22 protein-coding genes and 1 pseudogene are annotated in these 24,937 nt (G+C 72.3%); 14 read left to right on the plus strand and 9 right to left on the minus strand.

Annotated features, from left to right (window positions below):
* Positions 1–13: 13 nt before the first annotated feature.
* A complete protein-coding gene (locus ABZ385_RS28755) occupies positions 14–793 on the plus strand; it encodes an exodeoxyribonuclease III (RefSeq protein ID WP_358913762.1) in 780 nt (259 codons plus the stop codon).
* A gap of 5 nt (positions 794–798) precedes the next feature.
* On the opposite strand, the gene ABZ385_RS28760 is transcribed toward ABZ385_RS28755, so the two are convergent.
* Positions 799–2,604 carry an SGNH/GDSL hydrolase family protein gene (locus ABZ385_RS28760; protein WP_358913763.1) on the minus strand — a complete coding sequence of 602 codons (1,806 nt, stop codon included), beginning with the start codon at positions 2,602–2,604 and terminating at the stop codon, positions 799–801.
* A 283-nt stretch (positions 2,605–2,887) separates the two neighbouring features.
* On the opposite strand from ABZ385_RS28760, the gene ABZ385_RS28765 reads away from it, so the two are divergent.
* The 5 genes from ABZ385_RS28765 to ABZ385_RS28785 all read left to right on the plus strand — a co-directional run bounded on the left by ABZ385_RS28765 (position 2,888) and on the right by ABZ385_RS28785 (position 6,644).
* Positions 2,888–3,331, plus strand: a complete 444-nt coding sequence (locus tag ABZ385_RS28765) for a DUF6278 family protein (RefSeq protein ID WP_358589815.1) — start codon at positions 2,888–2,890, stop codon at positions 3,329–3,331.
* A gap of 114 nt (positions 3,332–3,445) precedes the next feature.
* A complete protein-coding gene (locus tag ABZ385_RS28770) occupies positions 3,446–4,189 on the plus strand; it encodes an amino acid ABC transporter ATP-binding protein (protein ID WP_358589813.1) in 744 nt (247 codons plus the stop codon).
* Between the two features lie 29 nt (positions 4,190–4,218).
* Positions 4,219–5,124, plus strand: a complete 906-nt coding sequence (locus ABZ385_RS28775; RefSeq protein ID WP_358913764.1) for a glutamate ABC transporter substrate-binding protein — start codon at positions 4,219–4,221, stop codon at positions 5,122–5,124.
* A gap of 9 nt (positions 5,125–5,133) precedes the next feature.
* The gene (locus ABZ385_RS28780; protein WP_358589809.1) at positions 5,134–5,778 is read left to right on the plus strand and encodes an amino acid ABC transporter permease; all 645 of its coding nucleotides are present in this window, start codon (positions 5,134–5,136) and stop codon (positions 5,776–5,778) included.
* Positions 5,775–6,644, plus strand: coding sequence for an amino acid ABC transporter permease (locus tag ABZ385_RS28785; RefSeq protein ID WP_358589807.1), 870 nt, complete (start codon positions 5,775–5,777; stop codon positions 6,642–6,644). The genes ABZ385_RS28780 and ABZ385_RS28785 overlap by 4 nt, the downstream gene beginning before the upstream one ends.
* 32 nt (positions 6,645–6,676) lie before the next feature.
* Here the strand turns inward: ABZ385_RS28785 and ABZ385_RS28790 are convergent, their stop codons facing one another.
* The 3 genes and pseudogenes from ABZ385_RS28790 to ABZ385_RS28800 form a co-directional block, all read right to left on the minus strand.
* Positions 6,677–8,272, minus strand: a complete 1,596-nt coding sequence (locus ABZ385_RS28790; RefSeq protein WP_358913765.1) for a CocE/NonD family hydrolase — start codon at positions 8,270–8,272, stop codon at positions 6,677–6,679.
* A 113-nt stretch (positions 8,273–8,385) separates the two neighbouring features.
* Positions 8,386–9,579, minus strand: a complete 1,194-nt coding sequence (locus ABZ385_RS28795; RefSeq protein ID WP_358913766.1) for an Ig-like domain-containing protein — start codon at positions 9,577–9,579, stop codon at positions 8,386–8,388.
* A gap of 135 nt (positions 9,580–9,714) precedes the next feature.
* A pseudogene (locus ABZ385_RS28800) lies at positions 9,715–10,309 on the minus strand (hypothetical protein).
* Between the two features lie 104 nt (positions 10,310–10,413).
* Between ABZ385_RS28800 and ggt the strand changes: the two are divergent.
* A complete protein-coding gene (gene ggt, locus ABZ385_RS28805; protein WP_358913767.1) occupies positions 10,414–12,228 on the plus strand; it encodes a gamma-glutamyltransferase in 1,815 nt (604 codons plus the stop codon).
* A 328-nt stretch (positions 12,229–12,556) separates the two neighbouring features.
* On the opposite strand, the gene map is transcribed toward ggt, so the two are convergent.
* Positions 12,557–13,324, minus strand: a complete 768-nt coding sequence (map, locus tag ABZ385_RS28810; RefSeq protein WP_358590451.1) for a type I methionyl aminopeptidase — start codon at positions 13,322–13,324, stop codon at positions 12,557–12,559.
* A 46-nt stretch (positions 13,325–13,370) separates the two neighbouring features.
* On the opposite strand from map, the gene ABZ385_RS28815 reads away from it, so the two are divergent.
* From ABZ385_RS28815 to hydA, 5 genes are all read left to right on the plus strand, one after another.
* Positions 13,371–13,622 carry a helix-turn-helix transcriptional regulator gene (locus tag ABZ385_RS28815; RefSeq protein WP_358590449.1) on the plus strand — a complete coding sequence of 84 codons (252 nt, stop codon included), beginning with the start codon at positions 13,371–13,373 and terminating at the stop codon, positions 13,620–13,622.
* A gap of 164 nt (positions 13,623–13,786) precedes the next feature.
* Positions 13,787–15,007, plus strand: a complete 1,221-nt coding sequence (locus tag ABZ385_RS28820; RefSeq protein WP_358913768.1) for a hypothetical protein — start codon at positions 13,787–13,789, stop codon at positions 15,005–15,007.
* A 195-nt stretch (positions 15,008–15,202) separates the two neighbouring features.
* Entirely contained in the window at positions 15,203–16,045 is an 843-nt protein-coding gene (locus ABZ385_RS28825) for a nitrilase-related carbon-nitrogen hydrolase (RefSeq protein ID WP_358588837.1), read from the plus strand.
* A complete protein-coding gene (locus ABZ385_RS28830) occupies positions 16,042–17,325 on the plus strand; it encodes an aspartate aminotransferase family protein (RefSeq protein WP_358588835.1) in 1,284 nt (427 codons plus the stop codon). The genes ABZ385_RS28825 and ABZ385_RS28830 overlap by 4 nt, the downstream gene beginning before the upstream one ends.
* Positions 17,326–17,403: 78 nt before the next feature.
* The gene (hydA, locus tag ABZ385_RS28835) at positions 17,404–18,795 is read left to right on the plus strand and encodes a dihydropyrimidinase (protein WP_358913769.1); all 1,392 of its coding nucleotides are present in this window, start codon (positions 17,404–17,406) and stop codon (positions 18,793–18,795) included.
* 16 nt (positions 18,796–18,811) lie between these two features.
* On the opposite strand, the gene ABZ385_RS28840 is transcribed toward hydA, so the two are convergent.
* Both ABZ385_RS28840 and ABZ385_RS28845 read right to left on the minus strand, forming a co-directional pair.
* Complete coding sequence (locus ABZ385_RS28840; protein ID WP_358913770.1) at positions 18,812–21,157, minus strand: Orn/Lys/Arg decarboxylase N-terminal domain-containing protein; 2,346 nt, start codon at positions 21,155–21,157, stop codon at positions 18,812–18,814.
* A 130-nt stretch (positions 21,158–21,287) separates the two neighbouring features.
* Positions 21,288–21,836, minus strand: a complete 549-nt coding sequence (locus tag ABZ385_RS28845; protein WP_358588829.1) for a GNAT family protein — start codon at positions 21,834–21,836, stop codon at positions 21,288–21,290.
* 48 nt (positions 21,837–21,884) lie between these two features.
* Between ABZ385_RS28845 and ABZ385_RS28850 the strand changes: the two genes are divergently transcribed.
* Together ABZ385_RS28850 and ABZ385_RS28855 are read left to right on the plus strand one after the other, a co-directional pair.
* A complete protein-coding gene (locus ABZ385_RS28850; RefSeq protein WP_358588827.1) occupies positions 21,885–22,505 on the plus strand; it encodes a TetR/AcrR family transcriptional regulator in 621 nt (206 codons plus the stop codon).
* Positions 22,506–22,621: 116 nt separating this feature from the next.
* Positions 22,622–23,620: a TIGR03842 family LLM class F420-dependent oxidoreductase gene (locus tag ABZ385_RS28855; RefSeq protein ID WP_358588825.1), complete on the plus strand. Its 999-nt coding sequence runs from the start codon at positions 22,622–22,624 to the stop codon at positions 23,618–23,620.
* Here the strand turns inward: ABZ385_RS28855 and ABZ385_RS28860 are convergent.
* Positions 23,613–24,263: a DUF2867 domain-containing protein gene (locus ABZ385_RS28860; protein WP_358588822.1), complete on the minus strand. Its 651-nt coding sequence runs from the start codon at positions 24,261–24,263 to the stop codon at positions 23,613–23,615. The genes ABZ385_RS28855 and ABZ385_RS28860 overlap by 8 nt on opposite strands.
* Entirely contained in the window at positions 24,260–24,916 is a 657-nt protein-coding gene (locus tag ABZ385_RS28865; RefSeq protein ID WP_358913771.1) for a TetR/AcrR family transcriptional regulator, read from the minus strand. The genes ABZ385_RS28860 and ABZ385_RS28865 overlap by 4 nt, the downstream gene beginning before the upstream one ends.
* Positions 24,917–24,937 lie beyond the last annotated feature (21 nt).

Below are 24,937 nucleotides of genomic sequence, written 5' to 3' on the forward strand. Positions count from 1 at the left end.
TAGGTTGTGAGGCATGCGCATCGCGACCTGGAACGTGAACTCGATCACCGCTCGGCTGCCGAGGCTCCTGGCCTGGCTGGAGAGCACCGGCACGGACGTGCTGTGCGTCCAGGAGACCAAGACGACGGCCGAGGGCTTCCCCGCCGCCGAGCTGCGCGAGCTGGGCTACGAGTCGGCGGTCCACGCCACCGGCCGGTGGAACGGCGTCGCGCTGATCTCCCGGGTCGGCCTGGAGGACGTCGTCAGGGGCCTGCCGGGCGACCCCGGGTACGAGGGCGTGGACGAGCCCCGTGCCGTCTCCGCCACCTGCGGCCCGGTCCGCCTCTGGTCGGTGTACGTGCCGAACGGCCGCGAGGTCGACCACGCGCACTACGCCTACAAGCTCCAGTGGTTCGAGGCCCTGAAGGCCGCTGTCGCCGGGGACGCGGGCGGCTCGCGCCCGTTCGCCGTCCTCGGCGACTTCAACGTCGCGCCGACCGACGACGACGTCTGGGACCCGGCGCTCTTCGTCGGCGCCACGCACGTCACCCCCGCCGAGCGCGCCGCCCTCGCCTCCCTGCGCGAGACGGGCCTGACCGACGTCGTGCCCCGCCCCCTGAAGTACGACCACCCGTACACGTACTGGGACTACCGCCAGCTCTCCTTCCCGAAGAACAAGGGCATGCGCATCGACCTCGTGTACGGCAACGAACCGTTCGCGAAGGCCGTCACCGACTCGTACGTGGACCGCGAGGAGCGCAAGGGCAAGGGCGCCTCCGACCACGCACCGGTCGTGGTCGACCTGAACCTCTGAGCCCCTTAGGGCACCAGCTGGCGCAGGTCCACCGAGTCCGCCAGCGCCGCGAGCCCCGCGTCCCCCGGATGCAGGTGGTCCCCGCTGTCATAGGAGGGGAGCAGCCGCGCCGGGTGCGCGGGGTCGCGCAGCACCTCGTCGAAGTCGAGCACGGCGTCGAAGTCCCCGCCGCCGCGGAGGTAGGCGTTGACCGCCTCCCGCCGGGTGTTCGCCGCCGCCGTGCAGAGCGACTCGCCCTCGCAGGGCGCGATCGTCGCCGCCACCACCCGCAGCCCCCTGGCCCGGGAGCGCTCCGCGATCTCCCGCAGGCCCGCGATCACCTCCCGCGCCGAGGCCCCCCAGCGCACGTCGTTGACCCCTTCGAAGACCACGACCGTGCGCGCCGACGTCTGTGCGAGGACGTCACGGTCCAGGCGGTGCAGGGCACTGACCCCGCCCGTGTCCGTGGAGACGCCGTCGCCGGGATAGCGGTCGGCGACCACGCGGTTGGCCGAGATCCCCTGGTTGAGGACGCCGTAGCGCGGGACCCGCGACTGGTTCAGGAGCCGGGTGGCGAGGACGTCGGGCCAGCGCCGGTTGGCGTCCGGCGTCGACTTGACGCCGTCGGTGATGGAGTCGCCGAGCAGCACCACGGAGCCGGGCCCGCCCCCTACGTCGACACCCGTGAGCAGCGGCCATGTCGTGATCGTCGAGGTGTACGCGGCCGGGGAGGCGTCCGCCGCGTGGTCGCCCGGCCCGCTGACGTACGAGCGCTGGAGGGCCTGGCTGTGCACGGGCGCCGTCACCACCGGACCGGGCAGATGTAAGCTGACCAGCAGGTTCGTGTCCGCGGGCACCCGGAAGTCGAGCGGATCGCTGACCGCCCGGGCGCCCGCCGGGATCTCCGTGCCCGCCCGGCCCCGGAAGGAGAGCCGCCGCGGCACGCCCGTGGCCGTGGCCCCGGCCCGCTGCACCGCCACGGTCGCGGCGCCGATCCGTACCGGGGCCGCCGCGAAGGTGTTGGCCAGCCGGACGCGCACCCGCGGCCCGCCCGCGCTGGTGTGCACGACGAGCCGCACGGTGCGGTCGCTCCAGGGCCCCACCGCCGTGTACCCGGCGCTCGCCGCCGACCAGCTGCCGGTCCACCCCTGGGTCCGCGCCCTCACCGAAACGGCGAACACGTGCAGGTCAGGGGCGCCCGGGTCGGGCGGCAGGGTGACGGAGGCCACCTCGCGCCCCCGGACGAGCGGCACGGTCACCACGTACAGCCGTGCCTTCTCGGCGAGCTGTCCGCCGGGTGTGCTGATGTGCGGCAGGGCGACGGCCTTCGTGGCGAGTGGGCCCGAACGCCAGTCCGGCGCGGTGAGCCGGTAGCGGCTGAGCGAGCCGTCCCGGTAGCGCACCGTCCCGGTGCCGCTCGCCGCGCCGCCGGTGCCCGCGACCAGGAAGGCGAGGGCGTCGCCCCGGCCGCGCACCCGCACCGACTGGCCGTCGGCCCGCACGTTGTCCCGTTCGCCCGGCCGGGTGCGCGGCCGGGCGAGCCGCGCTCCGTCGAGGTCCAGGGAGCGGCCGGGGGTCCAGCCCGCGGCCCGCAGGTCCCGCGCCGAGAGGGAGCCGCCCGCCCCGTCGAAGTCGGCGGCGCCGGGCCGGGCGTCGTCGCTGACCGCCCTGTTGTCGAAGAGCCGCTCCAAGGGGAGTGGCCGGGGCGAAGCGGCCGTGGTGCGCGCCGACGCCACGGGCACGGCACCCGCGAGCAGGGCGAGCACGGCGGCCGTTCCCCAGATGTGTCGGCGCACGACGGACCCTCCCGAGGGTGATGGTGGATGCGCCATGAAGCTAAGGAGGCGTCGGAGGCGCGTCAATGAGCGGGGCGGGAACACGACGCGAACTCGTCGCACGGGGCACGCGAACACGCTGCCCGCCCGCTTCATGTGACGTCCGGTCACCGCCCGCCGCCGGCTCCCGCCCCCTCGGGCCCGCGGATGGTCCACCCGGCGGCCCCCGAAGGGTGATTCGGAGGATTTCGTGATCAACTGATGCCGGTTACCTTTGGGACACCACAGCGGCAGCGTCCGGCCGCGCGACCGGTGGCGCCACTCGACGGAGAGGCCGATCATGAACATTCCGTTCCTCGCCAAGTGGCGCCGTCGACACGTGGTGGCGGACCCGGCCGACGGGCTCGCGGCGGCCTTCGCGCGGAACCCGGACGCCGTCGCCGAGCTGTTCTCGGAGTGCGAGCTGCTGCGGTCCCAGGCGGCCGCGGCCGGCCTCGAACTGGACGACTCCCCGGCCTCCCTCACCGCCCTCGACCAGCTGCTGCCCCGCTGGCGCGACGACCCGGAACTGCTGCCCTGGCTCGGCAACGACGCCGGGCTGTACCTGGGGACGGTCGTGGTGCGCACCGTGCCGGGCGCCGTCTGGCACGTGTGGCCCGGCGGCAGCCCCGTCGTACGGCTGAGGTCCGGGCGGGACATCCCGGTCGTCGAGGCGGGGCTCGACTGGGCGGTGCAGGGGGCGCCCGAGCTGTCGCAGATCTACTCCGAGGCCTCCGAGACGTAGCCGCGGCTGCCGCAAATACGGTTAATGCCCATACGTGCGTGTCGTCCATTAGGTCCCGTTTTCACGTGGATAGTTTGCGCGGACGTACACAGCTGAGAGTGGGCAGGTCTCGCCATGGCCGTCGATCCGTTGATCGAACTGCGCGATGTGAACAAGTACTACGGAGAGCTGCATGTCCTCCAGGACATCAACCTCACCGTCGGCAAGGGGGAGGTGGTCGTGGTCATCGGCCCGTCGGGGTCGGGCAAGTCGACACTGTGTCGGACGATCAACAGGCTGGAGACGATCCAGTCCGGGGAGATCAGGCTGGACGGCAGGCCCCTGCCCGACGAGGGCAAGGCGCTCGCCCGGCTCCGCACCGAGGTCGGCATGGTCTTCCAGTCCTTCAACCTCTTCGCCCACAAGACCGTGCTGCAGAACGTCTCCCTGGCGCAGACCAAGGTGCGGGGCCGCAAGAAGGACGAGGCGGACCGCCGCTCCCGGGAACTCCTGGAGCGCGTGGGCCTGTCCACCCACGCCGACAAGTACCCCGCGCAGCTCTCCGGCGGCCAGCAGCAGCGCGTCGCCATCGCCCGCGCGCTGGCCATGGACCCCAAGGCGCTGCTCTTCGACGAGCCGACCTCGGCCCTCGACCCCGAAATGATCAACGAAGTCCTGGAAGTCATGCAGCAGCTCGCCCGCGAGGGCATGACCATGGTCGTCGTCACCCACGAGATGGGCTTCGCCCGCTCCGCCGCCAACCGCGTCGTCTTCATGTCCGACGGCCGCGTCGTCGAGGACCGGGCCCCGGAGGACTTCTTCACGCACCCGGAGAGCGAACGCGCCAGGGACTTCCTCTCCAAGATCCTCAAGCACTGACGGGGGCGACGCTCGTGAAGAGACACACCATGCGCACGGCCCGGCTCGCGGCCGCACTCGTCCTCGCCGCACTCGCCTGCGCCGCCTGCGGCAAGGAGGGCAGCCCGCCGACGAAGGGACCCGCGGCCGGGAAACTCCCCGAGTACCGGGTGGCGGCCGGCTTCGAACTGCCCCGGTCGTCGACCTGGCGCAAGGCCAAGAGCCGCGGCCGGTTCATCGTCGGCGCCAAGGAGGACCAGCCCTACCTCGGCGAGAAGGACCCCGCCACGGGCACCTACTCCGGCTTCGACATCGAGATCGCCAAGATGGTCTCCGCGTCGCTCGGCCTCGACCCCCGGCGCATCGAGTTCAGGACCATCGCCTCGGCCAACCGCGAGACCGCCCTGCAGAACGGGCAGATCGACTTCTACGTCGGCACGTACACCATCAACGACAACCGCAAGAAGCTCGTCGGCTTCGGCGGCCCGTACTACCTGGCCGGCCAGGGCCTGCTCGTGCGGGACGACGAGAAGGACATCACCGGGCCGGGCGACCTCGACGGCAAACGCGTCTGCTCGGCGGCCGGGTCCACCCCCTACCAGCGCATCCAGCAGGACTACCCGAAGGCCGACCTCGTCGCCTACGACACCTACTCCGTCTGCGTCGACAACCTGCTGACCTATCAGGTCGACGCCGTCACCACCGACGACGCCATCCTGATCGGCTACGCGGCCAAGGTGCCCGACGAACTCAAGGTGGTCGGCAAGCCGTTCTCGAAGGAGCCGTACGGCATCGGGGTGCCCCGGCGCGACAACGCGCTGCGCCTCGCCGTCGACGACGCCCTCGCCGCCGGCGAGAAGAACGGCGACTGGGAGAAGGCCTACGACGCCACGCTCGGGCTCTCCGGGGTACCGGCGCCGAAACCGCCCGCCATCGACCGCTACCCGGCGAACTGAGGAGGCCTCGTGGACGTACTGACCGACAACTTCTCCACGTTCGGCGACGGCTTCCTCGGCACCGTCGAACTGACCGTCTACGCCTCGCTCCTGGCCCTCGTGCTCGGCTTCCTGATGGCCTCCTTCCGCGTCGCGCCCATCGGCTCCTTCCGCGCCTTCGGCACGGCCTGGGTGACGGTCCTGCGCAACACGCCGCTCACCCTGCTCTTCTTCGCCGTACTGCTCGGCCTGCCGCGCTTCGGGCTCGTCCTGCCCTTCAAGGTGTTCGCGGTCCTCGCCCTCGGCTGCTACACCTCCGCCTTCATCTGCGAGGCGCTGCGCTCGGGCATCAACACCGTGCCCAAGGGGCAGGGCGAGGCGGCCCGGAGCCTTGGGATGTCCTTCGGGCAGACCCTGTCGACGGTGGTCCTGCCGCAGGCCTTCCGGGCCGTCATCGCACCGGTCGGCTCCAACCTCATCGCGCTCGCCAAGAACTCCGCGATCGCGGGCGCCTTCAGCGTCACCGAACTGCTCGGCACGTACAAGACGCTCAACGAGCTGGGCTACAACATCATCTGGACGTTCGTCTGGATCGCCCTCGGCTACCTCATCATCACCCTCGCCATCAGCGCGATCTTCAATGTCCTCGAAAAGCGCTGGGGAGTCGCCCGATGAAAGCCCTCGCCCACGACTCCACCGCCCTGTACGACTTCCCGGGCCCGAAGACGGTACGGCGCCACAAGCTCTACGGGGCGCTCTCCACCCTGGCCGTGCTCGCCCTCGTCGGCTGGCTCGTGTATCTGCTCTTCGACACCGACCAGTTCACCGCCACCAAGTGGACGCCCTTCGAGTACCAGGGCATCCAGGAGCTGCTCCTGCGGGGGCTCGGCAACACGCTCAAGGCGTTCGCGATCTCCGCGGTGCTCGCGCTCGCGCTCGGCGGGCTGCTCGCCATGGGCCGGCTCTCGGACCACCGGCCCGTGCGCTGGGCGGCCACCGTCCTCGTGGAGTTCTTCCGCGCGATGCCCGTCCTGGTGATGATCTTCTTCGTCTTCGTGGCGCTGAAGGTGCAGCCGCTGCCCGCGCTCGTCACCGGGCTCACCCTCTACAACGGCTCGGTGCTCGCCGAGGTCTTCCGCTCCGGCGTCAACTCCATGGAGCGCGGCCAGAAGGAGGCCGCGTACGCACTCGGGATGCGCAAGACCCAGGTCATGACGCACGTCCTCGTGCCCCAGGCCCTGCGCGCCATGCTGCCCGCCATCATCAGCCAGTTGGTGGTGGCCCTCAAGGACACCTCGCTCGGCTTTCTGATCACCTACGAGGAGTTCCTCCACGCCGGGAAACTGATCGCGTCGAATCTCGACTACGATTTGCCCTTCATCCCCGTGGTCATGGTGATCTCACCTGTCTACATCGGGATGTGCATGCTGCTGTCGTGGTTCGCCCAGTGGGTGTCCAAGCGTCAGCGGCGCAATCCCAAGACGGAGGCCGCGGAAGTCGCGCCGGCCGAACCAGGGACGCTGCTGCCCGGCGGGCGGTAGCGAAGGCAGGCCCACCCGGCAGCAGCCGGAGATCACTGCTCGCGCAGGGGGACGGACACGTACGACGGGTCCGCCTCCGGTGAGGAGAAGGTCAGCTGCGCGCCGGACGGGTTGTGCTCGATGTAGAGCGGGTCGACCGTGTCGACGACCAGGGCGAGCCGGTGGCCCGCCGGCACGTCGTAGGCCGTGGAGAACAGCTCCAGGTCCACGCCGAACGGCTCGCCGGGCGTCTTGCCGTGGAAGGTGTACGGCGCGTTGCTGACCAGCTTGCCGAGGCCGAGCGGGCCCACGTCGTACAGGTACGCGACGAGGGTGCCGCTCTCCTCGGTGCCGGTGAGCGTGGTGTGCACCTTCGCCGTCCCGCGCACCCGCTGCGTGGCGGAGTACCGCTCCGACTGCCACACGCCCGTGTAGCGGCGCGGCAGCAGCGGCACCGAGGCGGTCGGCGGGATCTTCAGGAACTGGTCCAGGGCGTTGGACAGGATCGCGAGGCCGCCGTTGGCGCCCGAGTCGACGTTCGTACGGATCGTGGTGGAGCCCGCCATGGCGATCTTGGCGCGGGTGGGGCCCACCGCCTTCCAGTCCGGATAGCCCTCGTAGCCACCCGTGGAACGGGACTTGAGCTGGACGGGCTGCTCCTTGTCGATGCCGTTGGCCTCACCCTTGAGGTAGTGGTCGAACCAGCGCCGGGTGGAGGTCCAGGTGTCGTTGGGCAGACCGAGCAGGCCGGTCGCCTCGGCCGTCGCGTGGTCGCCGGGCCGGAACTCCAGGCGCTTGGGTCCGGTCAGCCGCTCGTAGAACTCGGCGTACTGGTTGGGCGGGAAGAGTGTGTCGCCCCAGGCGTTGCCGAGCATGATGGCGGCGCCGTTGTCGTTGATCTGGTCAAGGCGGGTCACGGGGGAGCGCTTGGCGCCCCAGGCGATCATCTCGTCCTCCTTGTCCAGGTTGGAGGCGAGGAAGTCCTTGAGGGTCTGCTGGAGTTCGGCGCTCGGCCGGCCGGTGAGGGCGCCGGCGCCGCCGAGGAGGGCGGCGGCCTGGGCGTGCTGGGTGCGCCCGCTGTAGATCGAGTCGATCAGGTCGGCCCAGCCGCTCAGCGCGGCGACGGCCTTGATCCGCTTGTCGTGTCCGGCGGCCAGCAGGCTGATGCCCGCGCCGTAGGAGACGCCCGCCATGCCGACCTTCGACGGGTCGGCCGGGGTGTTCGCCAGCGTCCAGTCGATGACCTTGGAGGCGTCGGCGAGGTCCTTGGGGCCCGCGGTCTCGATCTCGCCGCCGGACTGCCAGAAGCCACGTGAGTTGTAACTGACCACGACATAGCCGGAGTCGGCCAGTTTCTGGGCCTGGGCGACGTACTCGATCTGGGGCATGGCCCAGCTGGTGGGCAGCACGATCGCGGGGTATCTCCCGCCGGGCCGCGCGTCGTTCGGCGTAAAGACGTTCGCCTTGAGGATCGTCCCGCCTTCGCCGGGGATGTCGACGAAGCGCACGTCGGCGGAGCTCGCGGCCCGCGGCGCGGCGGCCGGCGCCGCCTGGGCCGCCGGGGCGAGACCGAGGGCGGTCCCGGCGACGAGGGCCGCCGACACGGCCCCCACGGTGGTCGTACGCAAGGCATGGTGCGGCAGTCCCACGGGTCACTCCTCACTCGGGCGGTGCAAAGTGACCCGACGGTAACCGCAGGGCTTTACCGGGGGTAACCCGTGGGTAAGTTACGCCCCGGTAACGATTGTTGACGGTCGTACCGTCAGCTCAGGGCGCTCTTGGCCTGCCAGTCGGCCCAGGAGAGGTTCCACTCGCCGTAGCCGTTGCCCGGGTCCGGGATGCCCTTGGAGCCGCTGCCGGTGACCTCGAAGGGGTCGCCCGGCCGCACCTCGCGGTAGAGCCAGCCCGCGTCGCCGGTGCTCATGCCGACGCAGCCGGAGCTGTGGTTGGTGTTGCCGAAGTACGCGACGTTCCAGGGCGCGGCGTGCGCGTACATGCCCGACCAGGTCAGCCGCATCGAGTAGTCGACCATCTTGTCGTAGCTGTCGCTGCCCGACAGGCCCACAGTCTCGGAGCGCATGTTGATCGTGCCCTCCTTCGACATCAGGACGGACGTGCCGCCCCAGGAGGCCTTCTCGCCGCCGGGGGTGCCCGCCGACATCGGGAGCGACCTGACCGTCCGGCCGTCCCGCACCAGCGTCGCGGTCTTGCTGTCCAGGTTCACCTTCACCACCTGGCTCCCGCCGACGGTGAAGCGGGTGGCGTAGTCGCGGACGAACCAGTCGTCGCCACCGGAGTCGACGCCGCTGAGCCGGGCGTCCAGCTTCACCTGCGTGCCCGACTTCCAGTACTCCTTGGGACGCCAGTCGACGCGGTCCTTGCCGTCGTAGTTCTTGATCCAGCCCCAGGAGCCGGTGGTGCCGTTCGAGGTCGTCACCTTGAGCCGCTTCTCGACCTCGGCCTTGTTGCGCACGGGGTGGTCGAAGGTGATCGACAGGGGCTGGGCGATGCCGACGGTGGTGCCCTTGCCCGGGGCGAGCGTCACCTTGTTGACCTTGTCGGGCGGGGCCGTCCCGAAGGACGCCTTCGCGCTGCCGCCCTCGTCGCCGACCGCCTCGACGCGGTACGCGGTACCGGGCGCCGCCACGCGTCGCGACGTCCACGTGGTGCCGTTCGCCGCGACCTCGCCGGGCAGCTTCCCGCCCTTGGCGTCGGTGACGGTCACCTGCTTCAGCCTGCCCTCGGCCAGCTTGACGATCACCGGGCCGCCCGCCTCGGCCTGCCGCCCCGTGAGGTTCACCGAGATCCGCGGTTTCTCGTCGGCCGCACCGGCGCCGGACGAGCCGCCGCCGCCCGAGCAGGCGGTCAGGGCGGCGGTGAGGACCGCGAGGCCCGCGGCAGCCGCGTGGCGGGTGCGAAGGGGGCGTCGGCGGCTCGAAGAGCTCTGCGGGGACAAGGAAACGTACCTCCATGCGAATGTGGACCGCACGGGAAGAGGCCGCGGAGCGGGGACGGGTTGCCCCATGTCCGGAAATTGACTGCCAGGTCACAGATGGGGCCTTTGCGGGATCGACGGTCCGTGCGGATGGTGTCACGTGCCGCGACGGGAGGCGCGGACCGGGGCGGGCAGCGGGGCCCGGGCGGCGTGCGTCACGTCCCCGACCAGCTCGACGACGTCCGGTCCGTACGCCTGGGAGTTGACGACCTTCAGGAGCAGCACGAAGGAGCGGCCGCCGTGCTTGCGCGCCGGCTTCTCGTGGTGGCGGGCCAGATGGCGGGCGGCCGCCTGGCTCGTGACCGCGCGCTGACCGCACAGGAGGAAGACGGACCGCGCGTCCCCGCCCTGGTCGGCGGTGAGCCGCGCGAGGATGACGTACTCCGTCAGGCCGGCCTCCAGGCGGTAGCGCTCGGCGCCGATCTGGAACGCTCCCCGATCGGGGACCGGCTCCGGCTCGGTGTTCACCCGTGCGCCCGGCAGCAGCGAGTGCAGGTGGGCCGCCATCCGGCGGGTCGCGGTTGACCACGAGCAGCGACTCGGCGCTGTCCGGCAGCCCGAAGAAGGCCTGCTCGCGGCGGAGCCCGCGCCCGCGCAGCCGGCCGCGCGCGAGCCAGCCGAGGACGGCACCGGCGCCGACGGCGACGAGGCCGAGGACGATGAGGACGATATCGCGCACCCCTTCAGTCATGGGGGCGCATGCCAGGGCCCTTTCGGAGCAGTGTTCGAGGCGGTCCTGACGGAAGGGCTCGCGCGAAGTTACGCTGCGCGGACGGCTGTTGACTGGAGGTACGAATGCGTCGCGCTGTCGCACGTCATCTGACGCTATTGGCGGTCGGAGGGGTATTGGTGTCGGTCGGTGCCGCCACGCCCCCTTCGCCCGCGCGTTCGGCGGAACACACCCCGGCGGTCCCGAAGAAGGCGCCCGTCGCCGTCGGGTACGGGGGCGCGGTCGCCAGTGTCGACCCGGACGCCTCGGCCGCCGGCATCGAGGTCCTGCGCAAGGGCGGCAACGCCGTGGACGCGGCCGTCGCCACCGCCGCCGCGCTCGGCGTCACCGAGCCGTACTCGGCGGGGGTCGGCGGTGGTGGGTACTTCGTCCACTACGACGCCAGGACCCGCAAGGTGAGCACCATCGACGGCCGCGAGACGGCCCCGCGCACCGCCGACTCCGGGCTGTTCCTGGAGAACGGCAGGCCGATCCCCTTCGCGGACGCGGTCACCAGCGGCCTCGGCGTCGGTACGCCGGGCACCCCCGCCACCTGGCAGTCGGCGCTGGACGCCTGGGGCACCGAGAAGCTCGGCACGCTCCTCAAGCCCGCCGAGCGCCTGGCGCGCGACGGCTTCGCAGTCGACGCGACCTTCCGTTCGCAGACCGAGGCGAACGAGAAGCGGTTCAGGGACTTCCCCGCCTCGGCGAAGCTGTTCCTGCCCGGCGGGAAGCTCCCGGTGGTCGGCTCCACGTTCAAGAACCCCGACCTGGCCCGTACGTACGCGGAGTTGGGCCGCAAGGGTGTGGGCGCCCTGTACCACGGCAAGCTCGCCAAGGACTTCGTGCGCACCGTCAACAAGCCGCCCGTGGACCCGGCGTCCGGCCGCGTCGTGCGGCCCGGCGACCTCTCCCTGCGGGACCTCGCCTCGTACGGCGTGAAGCGGCAGAAGCCCACCAGGACCACCTACCGCGGGCTGGACGTCTACTCCATGGCGCCCTCGTCGTCCGGGGGCACGACCGTCGGTGAGGCGCTGAACATCCTGGAGCGCACCGACCTGTCGAAGGCCTCCAAGAAGAAGTACCTGCACCGTTACATCGAGGCCAGCCGTGTCGCGTTCGCCGACCGGGGCCGCTGGGTCGGCGACCCCGCCTTCGAGGACGTACCGGCGAAGGAACTCCTCTCGCAGCGGTTCGCCGACAGCCGTGAGTGCCTCATCAAGGACGACGCGGTGCTCAAGAGCCCGCTCGCGCCCGGCGACCCCCGCCGGCCCCGCGCGTGCGCGACGGCGGACAAGGCGGCCCCCACGACGTACGAGGGCGAGAACACCACGCACCTCACGGTGGCCGACAAGTGGGGCGACGTCGTCGCCTACACCCTCACCATCGAGTCGACGGGCGGCAGCGGCATCACGGTGCCGGGGCGCGGCTTCCTGCTCAACAACGAACTGACGGACTTCTCCTTCGCGCCCGCCGACCCGGCGGTGCACGACCCGAACCTGCCGGGCCCGGGCAAGCGCCCGCGCTCCTCGATCGCGCCGACCATCGTGCTGAAGAACGGCCGGCCGGTGGTGGCGCTCGGCTCGCCGGGCGGCGCGACGATCATCACGACCGTGTTGCAGACCCTGACCGGCTTCGTGGACCGGGGCCTGCCCCTGGTCGAGGCGATCGCCGCGCCGCGCGCGAGCCAGCGCAACGCCGCGCAGACCGAGCTGGAACCGGGCCTGTGGGACAGCGGGCTGCGCACCTCCCTGGAGGCGCTCGGCCACTCCTTCAAGCGCAACCCCGAGATCGGGGCGGCGACGGGCGTGCAGCGGCTGCCCGGCGGGAAGTGGCTCGCGGCGGCGGAGAAGGAACGCAGGGGCGGCGGCTCGGCGATGGTGGTCCACCCCTCCGAGTGACCGCCGCGCTTCGGGCAACCCTCACGGGCCGAGGCCCCGGCGCACGGCCCTCGGGCCCCGGCGCGGGGCCCTGGGCGCACGGCCTCCGGCGTCGGGCCCCGACGTGCGGCCCTCGGCGCACGGCTCTCGGCCCCCGTCGCAGGGCCCTGGGCCCGCGGCCTCCGGCGCACGGCCTCCGGCGCACGGCCCTCGGGCCCCGGCGCGGGGCCCTGGGCGCACGGCCTCCGGCGCCGGGCCCCGACGTGCGGCCCTCGGCGGTAGGGCCCTGAGCCCTCGGCGCCCGGCGCGCGGCCCTCGGCGCGGGGCCCCCGGCGTACGCCCCCGGGGGTCACAGGGCCGTGAGGATCCTTGGGCCGGTCTCAGTGATCGCGACGGTGTGTTCGGCGTGGGCCGCGCGGCTGCCGTCGTTCGTGCGCAGCGTCCAGCCGTCCGGCGCCGGGTGGTAGTCGTCGCCGCCGCCCGCGATCACCATCGGCTCGATGGCCAGCGCCATGCCGGGCCGCAGCGGCATGCCGCGTCCGGGGCGGCCCTCGTTCGGCACGCCCGGGTCCTCGTGCATGCGCCGCCCGATGCCGTGCCCGCCGAACCCTTCGGGGATGCCGTATCCCGCCGCGCGGCAGACGGTGCCGATGGCGTGCGCGATGTCACCGATGCGGTTGCCGACCACCGCCGCGGCGATGCCCGCCGCCAGGGCGCGCTCCGCCGTGTCGATGAGGCGCAGGTCCTCCGGGCGCGGGGTCCCCACCGTGAAGCTGATCGCCGAGTCGCCGGCCCAGCCGCCGAGCTGCGCGCCGAAGTCGACGGAGACCAGGTCGCCGTCGCGCAGCCGGTACGCCGTCGGGACGCCGTGCACGATCGCGTCGTTCACCGAGGTGCACAGGACGGCGGGGAAGGGGACCGGCGCGAAGTCCGGGCGGTAGCCGAGGAAGGGCGAGGAGGCGCCGGCCTCGCGGAGCACGGCGTGCGCCGTCGCATCGAGGTCGAGCAGCGACACGCCGACCGCGGCGGCCTCCCGGACCGCCGTCAGGGCCTGTGCCACGACGCGGCCCGCCTCACGCATCGCGTCGATCGATTGTTCCGTCTTGAGTTCCACCATGCCCATTACTATACCGGTATTTAAATGGGGGCCGTACGATGGCCGCATGGTGCGGACACCCTTGACCCCCGAAGAGCGCGAGCGCGGCGAGCGGCTCGGACGGCTGCTGCGGGACGCGCGGGGCGCGCGAAGCATGGTCTCCGTGGCCGCGGAGGCGGGACTCTCCGCGGAGACCCTGCGGAAGATCGAGACGGGACGGGCGCCGACGCCGGCGCTCTTCACCGTGGCGGCGCTGGCCACCGTGCTGGGGCTCTCGCTGGACGAGCTGGTCGTACGGTGCGAGCCGGCGCCGGCGTGACGACTCCCCGGCGCGCCTCGTCTTCCTGCGGTCCACGTACGCCCTCTGGGCCTTGAGGGGCGTGAGAACTATCATGGAAAACTGCGTGTAGCCGTCCCGTGACACGGCAGGTGTTATCTTCCGGACCGGAAGACTCCAGGTCTCCACGGGGCGGTGCTGAACTGATGACAGTGGGACAACTCCCGGACCAGGTGGGGGAGTTCGCGAGGTACTTGCGGGAGCTGGTGGGGCGGCTCGACCAGTCCACCGGCTGGTGCGGCGTGTTCTGGCACCGGGACCCGGACGGCATGCGGGCCTGCCTGGAGGGCACGGAAGTGCCGCCCTGGGACGTGGTGCAGGCGCTGCTCCACGACCTCGCGGCGGACCGGGGCACCCCCGAGGACCAGCGGGAGACCGACCGGGCCCGCGTCCTGCACCGCGCCTCGCTCACCGCGTACGACACCCGGCCCGGCGCCCGCGACCTGCTCCGCGCCCGGCTCGACGCGATGCTCGGGGAGCAGCGGCTCGCCATGGAGCGCCAGGCGGACCTGAGCCGGCAACTGGCCGAGGCCACCGGCCCCGAAGAGGCCGACCGCGTCAACCTCGACCTGGCGTGGGTGCGGGACGACCACGAACGGGCGACCGCCCGCTGCGTGGAAATCCAGGAGCGGCTGGCCCGCCTGGACGCGGCGGAACGCTCCGCGTGGCACGCCCCCGGCCTCTCCTCGGGCGAGGACCGCGCCTCGCACCTCCACGGGCTGCGCCCGGGCCTTCGCCCGGAGGACGCCGCCGCGCGGGCCCATCAGGGGTCCCCCGGCCCGGCCTCGGGGCACGACTGGGGAGCTGCCCAGGTTCCCTCGGACGACGCGCAGGCCACCGACCTCCCCCCGGGTGAGGAGGGGATCGCCCAGACCCTCCTGCGCCTGCGCCACGAGGGCCGCACCGGCGAGGCGCACGCCGTCCTCGCGGAGGCGGCGGCCTGGCCCGCGGCCGACCTGCCCCCACTCGCCGAGGAACTGGACCGCGCAGGCCTCGCCGCCGACTGGGCGACCCTCCTGTGGGAGGCCGCCTCGCTCCCGCCCGACCGGCTGGTCGCCCTCGCGGACGCGCTCGCCGGCGCGGGCCGCGCCGACGACTGCCGCACGCTGCTGCGCCAGGGCGTGACCCGTCCCGCCCCCGAGATAGCCGAGGCGCTCCTCGCGCTGATCGACGCGGGCCGTGAGCGCGAGGCCCGCGCGCTCCTCGACTCCTACGTCCGCGTCCGCACCCCCGAGGACGCGGCCCGCTGCGCGCACACCGACCCCGAGCGCCTCGTGCCGCTGCTCCTGGAGACGGCCCGCGCGGTCTCCGAGGCGCACCACTGGGATCTCCTGCACGCCCTGCGCGTGGCGGGGTTCACCGCCTGACGTCCGCGCCCGTCTCGTCCGCATGGGTACGAAACGTGATCGACTCCGCCGGTCGGTGACGATGGTCTTGCTCAGCCCGTCGCCACGGGCATACGTTCTCCTGACCCACGTAGCGAGTCTACGGGCGTAGAAGCTCTCTGACATCTTCTCAAGGCCGGGAGGACACGTCCTCCCGGGGCAGTGAAGGAGCAGCTCATGGCCAGCGTCGTACGCGCCGCACTAGTCCAGGCGACCTGGACGGGCGACACCGAATCCATGATCGCCAAACATGAGGAGCACGCCCGCGAGGCGGCCCGCCGGGGCGCGCGGGTCATCGGGTTCCAAGAGGTCTTCAACGCCCCCTACTTCTGCCAGGTCCAGGAGCCCGAGCACTACCGCTGGGCCGAGCCCGTGCCGGACGGCCCCACCGTCACCCGCATGAAGGCGCTCGCCCGCGAGACCGGCATGGTGATCGTCGTCCCGGTCTTCGAGGTCGAGCAGTCCGGGTTCTACTACAACACCGCCGCCGTGATCGACGCCGACGGCGACTACCTCGGCAAGTACCGCAAGCACCACATCCCCCAGGTCAAGGGGTTCTGGGAGAAGTACTACTTCAAGCCGGGCAACCTCGGCTGGCCCGTCTTCGACACCGCCGTCGGCAAGGTCGGCGTCTACATCTGCTACGACCGCCACTTCCCAGAGGGCTGGCGCCAACTCGGCCTGAACGGCGCGCAGATCGTCTACAACCCCTCCGCCACCCACCGCGGTCTCTCCGCGCACCTGTGGCAGCTGGAGCAGCCCGCGGCGGCCGTCGCCAACGAGTACTTCGTCGCCGCCATCAACCGCGTGGGCCAGGAGGAGTACGGCGACAACGACTTCTACGGAACCTCCTACTTCGTCGACCCGCGCGGCCGGTTCGTCGGGGAAACGGCGAGCGACAAGGCGGAGGAACTCCTGATCAGGGACCTCGACCTCGGGCTCATCGAAGAGGTGCGCCAACAGTGGGCGTTCTACCGGGACCGACGCCCCGACGCCTATGAAGGGCTGGTACGGCCGTGAGTGAACTGTACGACCGCCACCGGGCGGTGCTGCCCGAGTGGCTCGCGCTCTACTACCAGCGGCCCCTCGAACTGACCCACGGCGAGGGCCGCCACGTCTGGGGCGCCGACGGCAGGAAGTACCTCGACTTCTTCGGCGGCATCCTCACCACCATGACCGCGCACGCCCTGCCCGAGGTCACCAAGGCGGTGAGCGAGCAGGCGAGCCGGCTCATCCACTCCTCGACGCTCTACCTGAACCGGCCGATGGTCGAACTCGCCGAGCGCATCGCGGCGCTGTCCGGCATCCCCGACGCCCGCGTCTTCTTCACGACCTCCGGCACCGAGGCCAACGACGCGGCCCTGCTGCTCGCCACCGCCCACCGCCGCTCCAACCAGATCCTGGCGATGCGCAACAGCTACCACGGGCGCTCGTTCACGTCCGTCGGCATCACCGGCAACCAGTCGTGGTCCCCGACCAGCCTCTCGCCCCTCCAGACGCTGTACGTGCACGGCGGCGTCCGCAGCCGGGGGCCCTACGCCGGTCTGCGTGACGCCGAGTTCACCGCGGCCTGCGTCGCCGACCTGCGGGACATGCTCGGGCAGGCGCGCGGGGGAGCGGCGGCGCTGATCGCCGAGCCGATCCAGGGCGTGGGCGGTTTCACCTCGCCCCCCGACGGGCTGTACGCGGCGTTCCGCGAGGTCCTGGCCGAGCACGGCGTCCTGTGGATCTCCGACGAGGTGCAGACCGGCTGGGGCCGCACGGGCGAGCACTTCTGGGGCTGGCAGGCCCACGCGGCAAGCGGCCCGCCGGACATGCTGACCTTCGCCAAGGGCATCGGCAACGGCATGTCGATCGGCGGTGTCGTCGCCCGGGCCGAGGTCATGAACTGTCTGGACGCCAACTCCATCTCGACGTTCGGCGGCTCCCCGGTCACCATGGCGGCGGGCCTCGCCAACCTCACGTACCTCCTGGAGCACGACCTCCAGGGCAACGCGCGGCGCGTCGGCGGCCTGCTGATCGAGCGGGTACGGGCGATCTGCGCCCAGCTGCCCGTCGTACGCGAGGTGCGCGGGCGCGGCCTGATGATCGGCATCGAGCTGGTCGAGCCCGGCACCGACCGGCCCAACCAGCGGGCGGCCGCCGCCGTCCTCGAGGCGGCCCGCGAGGGCGGTCTGCTCATCGGCAAGGGAGGCGGCCACAACACCAGCGTGCTGCGCGTCGCCCCACCCCTGTCGCTGACCGTCGCGGAGGCGGAAGAGGGCGCCGCGCTCCTCGAACAAGCCCTGCACAGCGTTTAGTTCATCTCGCCGCCCGGCCGCCGGACCGCCGGCCGACCGTGCTCTTCGTCGGACACGACGTGAAGGGACTGCTCGCCCATGACTCGGACTCTCATCACCGGCGGCCTGGTGATCACCGCCGGCGAGGAAGTGCACGCGGACGTGCTGGTCGAGCACGGCCGGGTGGTGGCCATGGCGCTGCCGGGAAGTCAGCGGTGGACCGCCGACCGGGTCATCGACGCCGCGCAGAAGTACGTGATCCCGGGCGGTGTCGACGCGCACACGCACATGGAGCTGCCCTTCGGCGGAACGTCCGCGTCGGACTCGTTCGAGACGGGCACGAGGGCGGCCGCCTGGGGCGGCACCACCACCATCGTCGACTTCGCCGTCCAGAGCGTGGGGCGCAGCCCGCGCGAGGGGCTCGACGCCTGGTTCGCCAAGGCCGACGGCAAGTGCGCCATCGACTACGCCTTCCACATGATCCTCTCCGACGTCGACGAGCGGTCGCTCAAGGAGATGGACCGCCTCGTGGAGGAAGGCGTCACCTCGTTCAAGCTGTTCATGGCGTATCCGGGGGTCTTCTACTCGGACGACGGCCAGATCCTGCGGGCCATGCAGCGGGCGTCGGTGAACGGCGGGCTGATCATGATGCACGCCGAGAACGGCATCGCCATCGACGTCCTGGTCGAGCAGGCGCTGGCCCGCGGCGAGCGAGACCCCCGCCACCACGGCGAGGTGCGCAAGGTGCTGCTCGAGGCGGAGGCCACGCACCGCGCGATCCAGCTCGCCCGGGTCGCCGGGGCCCCGCTGTACGTCGTCCACGTCTCCGCCGAGGAGGCCGTCGCCGAGATCGCCGCCGCCCGCGACAAGGGCCTGGACGTCTTCGGCGAGACCTGCCCCCAGTACCTCTTCCTGTCCACCGACAACCTCGCCGAGCCCGGCTTCGAGGGCGCCAAGTACGTGTGCAGCACGCCGCTGAGGCCGCGCGAGCACCAGGCGGCCCTGTGGCGGGGCCTGCGCACCAACGACCTCCAGGTGGTCTCCACCGACCACTGCCCCTTCTGCTTCACCGGCCAGAAAGAGCTGGGACGAGGCGACTTCTCCAAGATCCCCAACGGTCTGCCGGGCGTGGAGAACCGCATGGACCTGCTGCACCAGGCCGTCGTCGACGGGCACATCGACCGCCGCCGCTGGATCGAGATCGCCTGCGCCGCCCCGGCCCGGATGTTCGGCCTCCACCCCAAGAAGGGCACCATCGCCCCGGGCTCCGACGCCGACATCGTGATCTACGACCCGCATGCCGAACAGGTCATCTCCGCCGAGACCCACCACATGAACGTGGACTACTCGGCGTACGAGGGCAGGCGGATCATGGGGCAGGTGGAGACGGTCCTCTCGCGCGGCGAGGTCGTCATCGACCGCCGCACCTACACCGGACGGGCCGGGCACGGCGTCTACACGCCGCGCTCCACCTGTCAGTACGTGGGCTGATCGGCAGGTGGGCTGATCAGCAGGTGGGCCGAACCTCCTGGGGGAGCAGGCACTCGATCAGGTAGTCGCCGGTGTCGGGGTCGACCGTCACGCCGTGGGTCTCGCTGCGAAAGCCCGGGAAGCGGCGGTCGAACGTCTCCAGGGCGGTGAGATAGCGCAGCAGGGCACCGCCCTGGTCGCCGACGCTCTCGCCCGGCATCAGCACCGGGATGCCGGGCGGGGTGACGGTGACCATGGCGGCGGCGACCCGGTGCGCCGCGTCGGCCAGCCGGACGCGTTCGGTGCCGCCGCGGACGAGTCGCTGGTAGCACCACTGCGGCGGGGCGACGGGCTCGGGCAGCTGCTGGAAGGCGTCGTCCAGCAGGGCGACCAGGCGGGCCGAGCGCAGCTGGTCGTGCATCTCCTGGCACAGCCCGCGCAGGGTCAGGCCCGCGTACCGGCGCCCGTGTGCGGCGACGAGGTCCGGCAGCACCCGGTCGAGCGGGGTGTCCTCGTCGTGGAGGGCCTTGAAGTCCATCAGGGCGTCGAGCAGCGTGCCCCACTTGCCCTTGGTGATGCCCATGGAGAACAGGACCAGGGTGGTGTAGCTGTCCGTCTTCTCCACGACGATGTCGCGCTGGGCGAGGTAGGCGGTGAGCACCCGGGCGGGGATGCCCCAGTCGCCCATGCGGCCGGTGGCATCGATCCCCGGGCAGGTCAGGGTGACCTTGATCGGGTCGAGAAGGCAGTAGCCGTCGGTCAGGCCCGGGAAGCCGTGCCAGTCCGCGCCCGGTTCGAGCCGCCAGCAGGCGGGCTCGGTGCGCAGCAGGTCGGCCGGGGCCTCGTCGAAGGGCATCGGGGCGCCGCCGGCCGGATCCGTCACCGTCCCGGGCTGCCACACGCCGAAGAACCAGGGCGGCCGGTCCCCGGCGGCCTGGATCCGGCGGCCGATGCGCACCATCTCCTGACGGAAGCGGACCGCCTCGCTCACGGCCTCGTCGACCAGCCAGTGCCCCTGCGCCCCATCCATCATCGCGGTGGCCACGTCCAGGGAGGCGATCATCGGGTACAGCGGCGAGGTCGTGCCGTGCATCATCAGGGCCTCGTTGAACCGGTCGTGCTCCACGGGCGCCCGGGGCGCGGGCCTGACGTGCACCATCGCGCCCTGCGAGAGCGCCGCCAGCAGCTTGTGCGTGGACTGGGTGGCGAAGACGGTGGGCCGGTCGGGGCCGGGGAAGCTCTCCTGGTCCACCGACATGCCGTACCGCCCGGCGTACAGCGGGTGGAAGCGGGCGTGGGCGAACCACGCCTCGTCGAAGTGCAGCCGGGGCGTGCTGGCGGCGAAGGCTTTGGCGGCCGTGGCGGCGTCGTAACACAGGCCGTCGTAGGTGGAGTTGGTGAACACCGCGTACTGGCAGTCCGGGGTCCGCAGGTCGCGGGTGAGGGGGTTCGTGGCGATCCGCGTGGCCACGGAGCCGGCGGCGATCTCGGCCGGGGGCAGCGGCCCGGCCAGACCGTAGCCGTTGCGCGTGGGGATCAGGAAGACCGGCCGGGCGCCGGAGACGACGAGGCCGTGCAGCACGGACTTGTGGCAGTTGCGGTCGACCAGCGCGACCTCGTCGCGGGTGACGCTGAAGTGGCCGACCAGGCGGTTGCACGTGGAGTCGCCGTGCAGCACGAAGTAGGTGAGGTCGGAGCCGAACACGCGGGCAGCGTTGCGCTCGGCCTCGCCGATCGGGCCGGTGTGTTCGAACAGCGACCCCAGCTCCTCCACCGAGATCGACAGGTCGCTGCGCAGGAGGCGTTCGCCGAAGTAGTCGTGGAAGGCCCGTCCCACCGGTGACTTCAGGAAGGCGACGCCGCCGGAGTGCGCCGGGGTGTGCCAGGAGTACTCGTGCGCGTCGTCGAAGTGGCGCATCGCCTTGAAGAACGGCGGCAGGAGCGCTTCCCGGTAGGCGCGGGCGGCGGTCGCGATCCGCCCGGCGACAAAGCCCGGGGTGTCCTCCAGCGGCCACACGTACCCGACCACGGTCTGCGAGACCCACAGCGGCAGCTCACGCAGGCCCTCGTCCGCCATGACGAGGAAGACCGGCAGACCGGTGAAGCGCCGGCCGATGCGCCGCAGCACCTCGGCGCCACCGGTGGCCCCGTCCCCGCCGAGGCCGTCCGTGCCGGGCCCCGCGGGCAGGTCCCAGGCCACCAGCGCGGCGGCGAGACCCGCCTCGGTCCGGAGCACCGCCTCGGCGTCCCGGGCACCGGCCACCCGGCGCACGTCGAAACCCTGGGACGCGAGCGCGTCACGGACCCTGGCCAGCTGGCCCACGCCCGCGCCGTCGTCCCGGGAATGCTCGGGCACGGCGACGAGAACCACGTTGTCGGACATGGTGCCCCTCTTTTCCGGGCGTACGGCGACGCCCCGCCCAGTCTCCGCGGCCCGCGTCGCGGCGGCTCGCCGGGCGGGGGCCAAATGCCCCCAATGGAGGGAAAGACGGCCCACGACCGGCCGACCGGGATCAGGCGGAGGGGGACCATTCGGAGGCGAGGACCGCCCAGTTCTGCGTGTCGTGGCGCGTGCCCTCGTAGGGCCAGGACTCGCGCTGCACCCCTTCCAGCGTCATGCCAAGGCGCTCGGCGACCGCCGCGCTGCGGGCGTTGTCGCCGCGGCAGCACCACTCGGCGCGGTGCAGGCCGCGCTCGGTGAACGCCCACTCCAGCAGGGCGCGGCACGCCTGCGTGACCAGGCCGCGGCCCTCGGCGGCCGGTTCCAGCCAGCAGCCCACCTCGCAGGTGCCGGCCGCCGCGTCGAAGGACACGAACAACACGCCGCCGACCAGGGTGCCCTCCAGCCAGATGCCGTAGAGGCGGGCGCCGTCGGCGGCCTGCCCCTCGGCGTACCGGCGCAGGGTGGCCCGGGCGCCGTCCACGCCGGTGGCCACGAAGGCGCTCCCCACCCAGGGCCGGATGTGCTCGCGCGCCCGGTCCAGGTGGGCGGCGAACTCCTCGGCGTGCCATATCTCCAAAGGGCGCAGGCGGGCGTCGCCCCGCAGCGGGAGGGAGAACATCGGGACCCCATTCACACAACAAGCGTTACGGTTATGTACCGTAGCAGCATGCCACGTACCAAGGGCGATCACGAGGCCCGCCGCCGCGACGTCTCCGAGGCGGTGTGGCGGGTGCTGGCCGCGCACGGCTTCGGCGGGCTGACGATGCGCGCCGTCGCCGCCGAACTCGGCGCGAGCACCGGCCTGCTCACCCACTACTTCCGCACCAAGCGCGACCTGGTCGCGCACGCCCTTGACCTGCTGGACCGGCGCACCGCCGCCCGCCCCCGGCGTACGGCGGGGCAGGGCCTGGCCGCCGTACGGGCCGCGCTGCTCGACATCCTGCCGCTGACGGACGCGGCCACCGACAGCAACCGCGTCTGGGTCTCCTCCTGGGACACCGCGCTCGCCGACCCGGAGCTGAGCGCCGGCCACGCCCGCAGGTACGCGCGGGGGCGCGAGAGGCTGCGCGACCTGGTCGAGCAGGCCCAGCGGCTCGGTGAACTGGCCCCCGGGGACCCGGCGAGCGTCGCCGCCGGCGCCCAGGCGTTCGTGCTCGGCCTGGTGGTGCAGTCGCTGCTCGACCCGCCGGCGTTCCCGCCGTCCCGCCAGGTCGAACTCCTCGACGCGCACCTGGCCGCGCTCACCGTCGCGCCCGGCGTCCCACCGGGCGGGCGACCCGGCGGCTGACCCCGGCGAGGTCCTCTTGCCAAGGCCTGGGGGGAAGTCCACGATTGTCCCTTCCCGGATCACCCGGGGAGATCGGTTCGGTACGTGGGCCAGTGCCCCGACCAGGAGGTCCCGCCGTGGATTTCGGACTTGTGCTGCAGACCGACCCGCCCGCCTCCACCGTCGTCGGGCTCATGCGGCGGGCGGAGCGCAACGGCTTCCGCTACGGCTGGACCTTCGACTCCGCGGTGCTGTGGCAGGAGCCCTTCGTCATCCACAGCCGCATCCTCGAACACACCACGCGGCTCACGGTGGGCCCCATGGTCACCAACCCGGGCACCAGGACCTGGGAGGTGACCGCCTCCACCTTCGCCACGCTCAACGACATGTACGGCAACCGCACCGTCTGCGGCATCGGGCGCGGCGACTCCGCGATGCGCGTCGCGGGCCGCCGGCCCCACACGCTGGCCCGGCTCGGCGAGGCCATCGACGTCATCCGCGACCTCGCCGAGGGCCGCGAGGCGGACGTCGAGGGGCACCCGCTGCGGCTGCCCTGGGTGCGGGACGGGCGGCTGCCGGTGTGGATGGCGGCGTACGGCCCGAAGGCGCTCGCGCTCGCCGGCCGGAAGGCGGACGGGTTCATCCTCCAGCTCGCCGATCCCTATCTGACCGAGTACATGGTCAAGGCGGTGCGCGACGCGGCGGCCGAGGCGGGGCGCGAGCCGGCCGACGTGAAGATCTGCGTCGCCGCCCCGGCGTACGTGGGCGACGACCTCGCGCACGCCCGCGAGCAGTGCCGCTGGTTCGGCGGCATGGTCGGCAACCACGTCGCCGACCTCGTCGCCAGGTACGGCGAGCACTCCTCGCTCGTGCCGGAGGCCCTCACCGCGTACATCAAGGCGCGGCAGGGCTACGACTACAGCCACCACGGGCGGGCCGGGAACCCCGACACCGCGTTCGTGCCGGACGAGATCGTCGACCGGTTCTGCCTCCTCGGACCCGTCGAGGCGCACCGCGAACGGCTGCGGGAGCTGCGGGAGTTGGGCGTCGACCAGTTCGCGGTGTACGCGATGCACGACGCCCGGGAGGACGTCATCGACGCCTACGGCACCTCGCTCATCCCCGAGTTCACCTGAGCGGCGCTCCGGGTGAACCCGAGGATGAGGGCGGCGCTCCGGGCGAACGGGGCGCGTCCGGACCTCCGCCGTGCGTCCGCCACTTCTCGTCGATCCTGCGCATCAGCGGCGGGTACACCAGCCAGTGCCGGAACGGGGCGATGGCCGCCATGTAGGCCCTCCCGAAGAGCCCGTTGGGCTTCACCAGGACGGCCATCTGGCCCCGGTGGCCACCGGAGCCGTCCGGCACCCACGTCAGGTGCATCACCGCGTGCACGGTGCGGTTGCCCATCTCGGACGCCCATTCGTCGTCCGTCAGGAAGACCGGCCTGAAGGGCAGCGTCGTGAACTTTGGGCCGGTCGGGCCCTCGCGCAGGTCCCGCGGGAGCCGGTCGCGCAGCGTCGGCACGCGCGTGCCGACGCCGGTGGCCGGGTCGTCCCAGCCGAACAGCTCGCCGAGCTTCCAGCGGATCTTGAAGAGGGCGCGGGCCACCGGGGAGGGGCTGTCCGAGGTGTCGCCGTCGACGGTGTCCTGGATCAGCAGCGGAAAGTCGCCGGGGCCGCCGGGCGTCGGCAGCGCCCACACGTCGTAGAGGCGGAAGTCGGGGGCTATCTCGTGGATCCGCCACGGCCGGGACGTGTGCGCGCTCTTCGGGAGCTTCATGACGGTGCCTCCGTCTGGTCGGTCGGCCGCCCGGCGGGGCGGTGCGACAAGGGGTCGAGCCCGAGGACGCCCGCGACGGCGCGGACGGTGAGCAGCTCGTCGTACGGTTCCTGGCCGGCCAGGGCGATCACCGTGCCGTCGAGCGCGCCGACGAAGGCGAGGGCGAGGGTCCGGGCCGGCGGGCCGTCGGCCAGGGCGTCGGCGCGCCGCGCGGCCTCGATGAGGTGGGTGCAGCGCGTGACGAGCTTTTCGTACGCCTGCTCGATCTCCTGGCCGACGGGGTGGTCCTGGCCGCTGAACTCCAGCCGGAGCGCGCTCGCCACCCGGGCGCCGGTGTGCCGGCAGTAGACGGCGTGGCCGCGCGCCAGGGTGAGCAGGGCCGCCACCGGGTGCGCTTCGCGCTCGACGCGCGGCGCCACCTCCTGGAGCCAGGTCTCCCCGATCCACCGGATCACGGCCAGGGTCAGGTCCTGCTTGTCCTTGAACTGGTGGTACAGGGCGCCGCGCGTATAGCCCGCGTCGCGGGCGACCTGTTCGAGCGCGAGGTTGCCGTAGCCGTAGCGCGACAGGCCTCGGGCGGCCGAGACCAGGAGCGCGCCGCGGGTGCGGGCGCGCCGCTCCGCCTGGGTGACTCTCCCTTCACCTACATCCATGTATGTATGTTACTGGGCGCG

This window comes from Streptomyces sp. NPDC005898 (assembly GCF_040629635.1).
Lineage (GTDB): Bacteria > Actinomycetota > Actinomycetes > Streptomycetales > Streptomycetaceae > Streptomyces.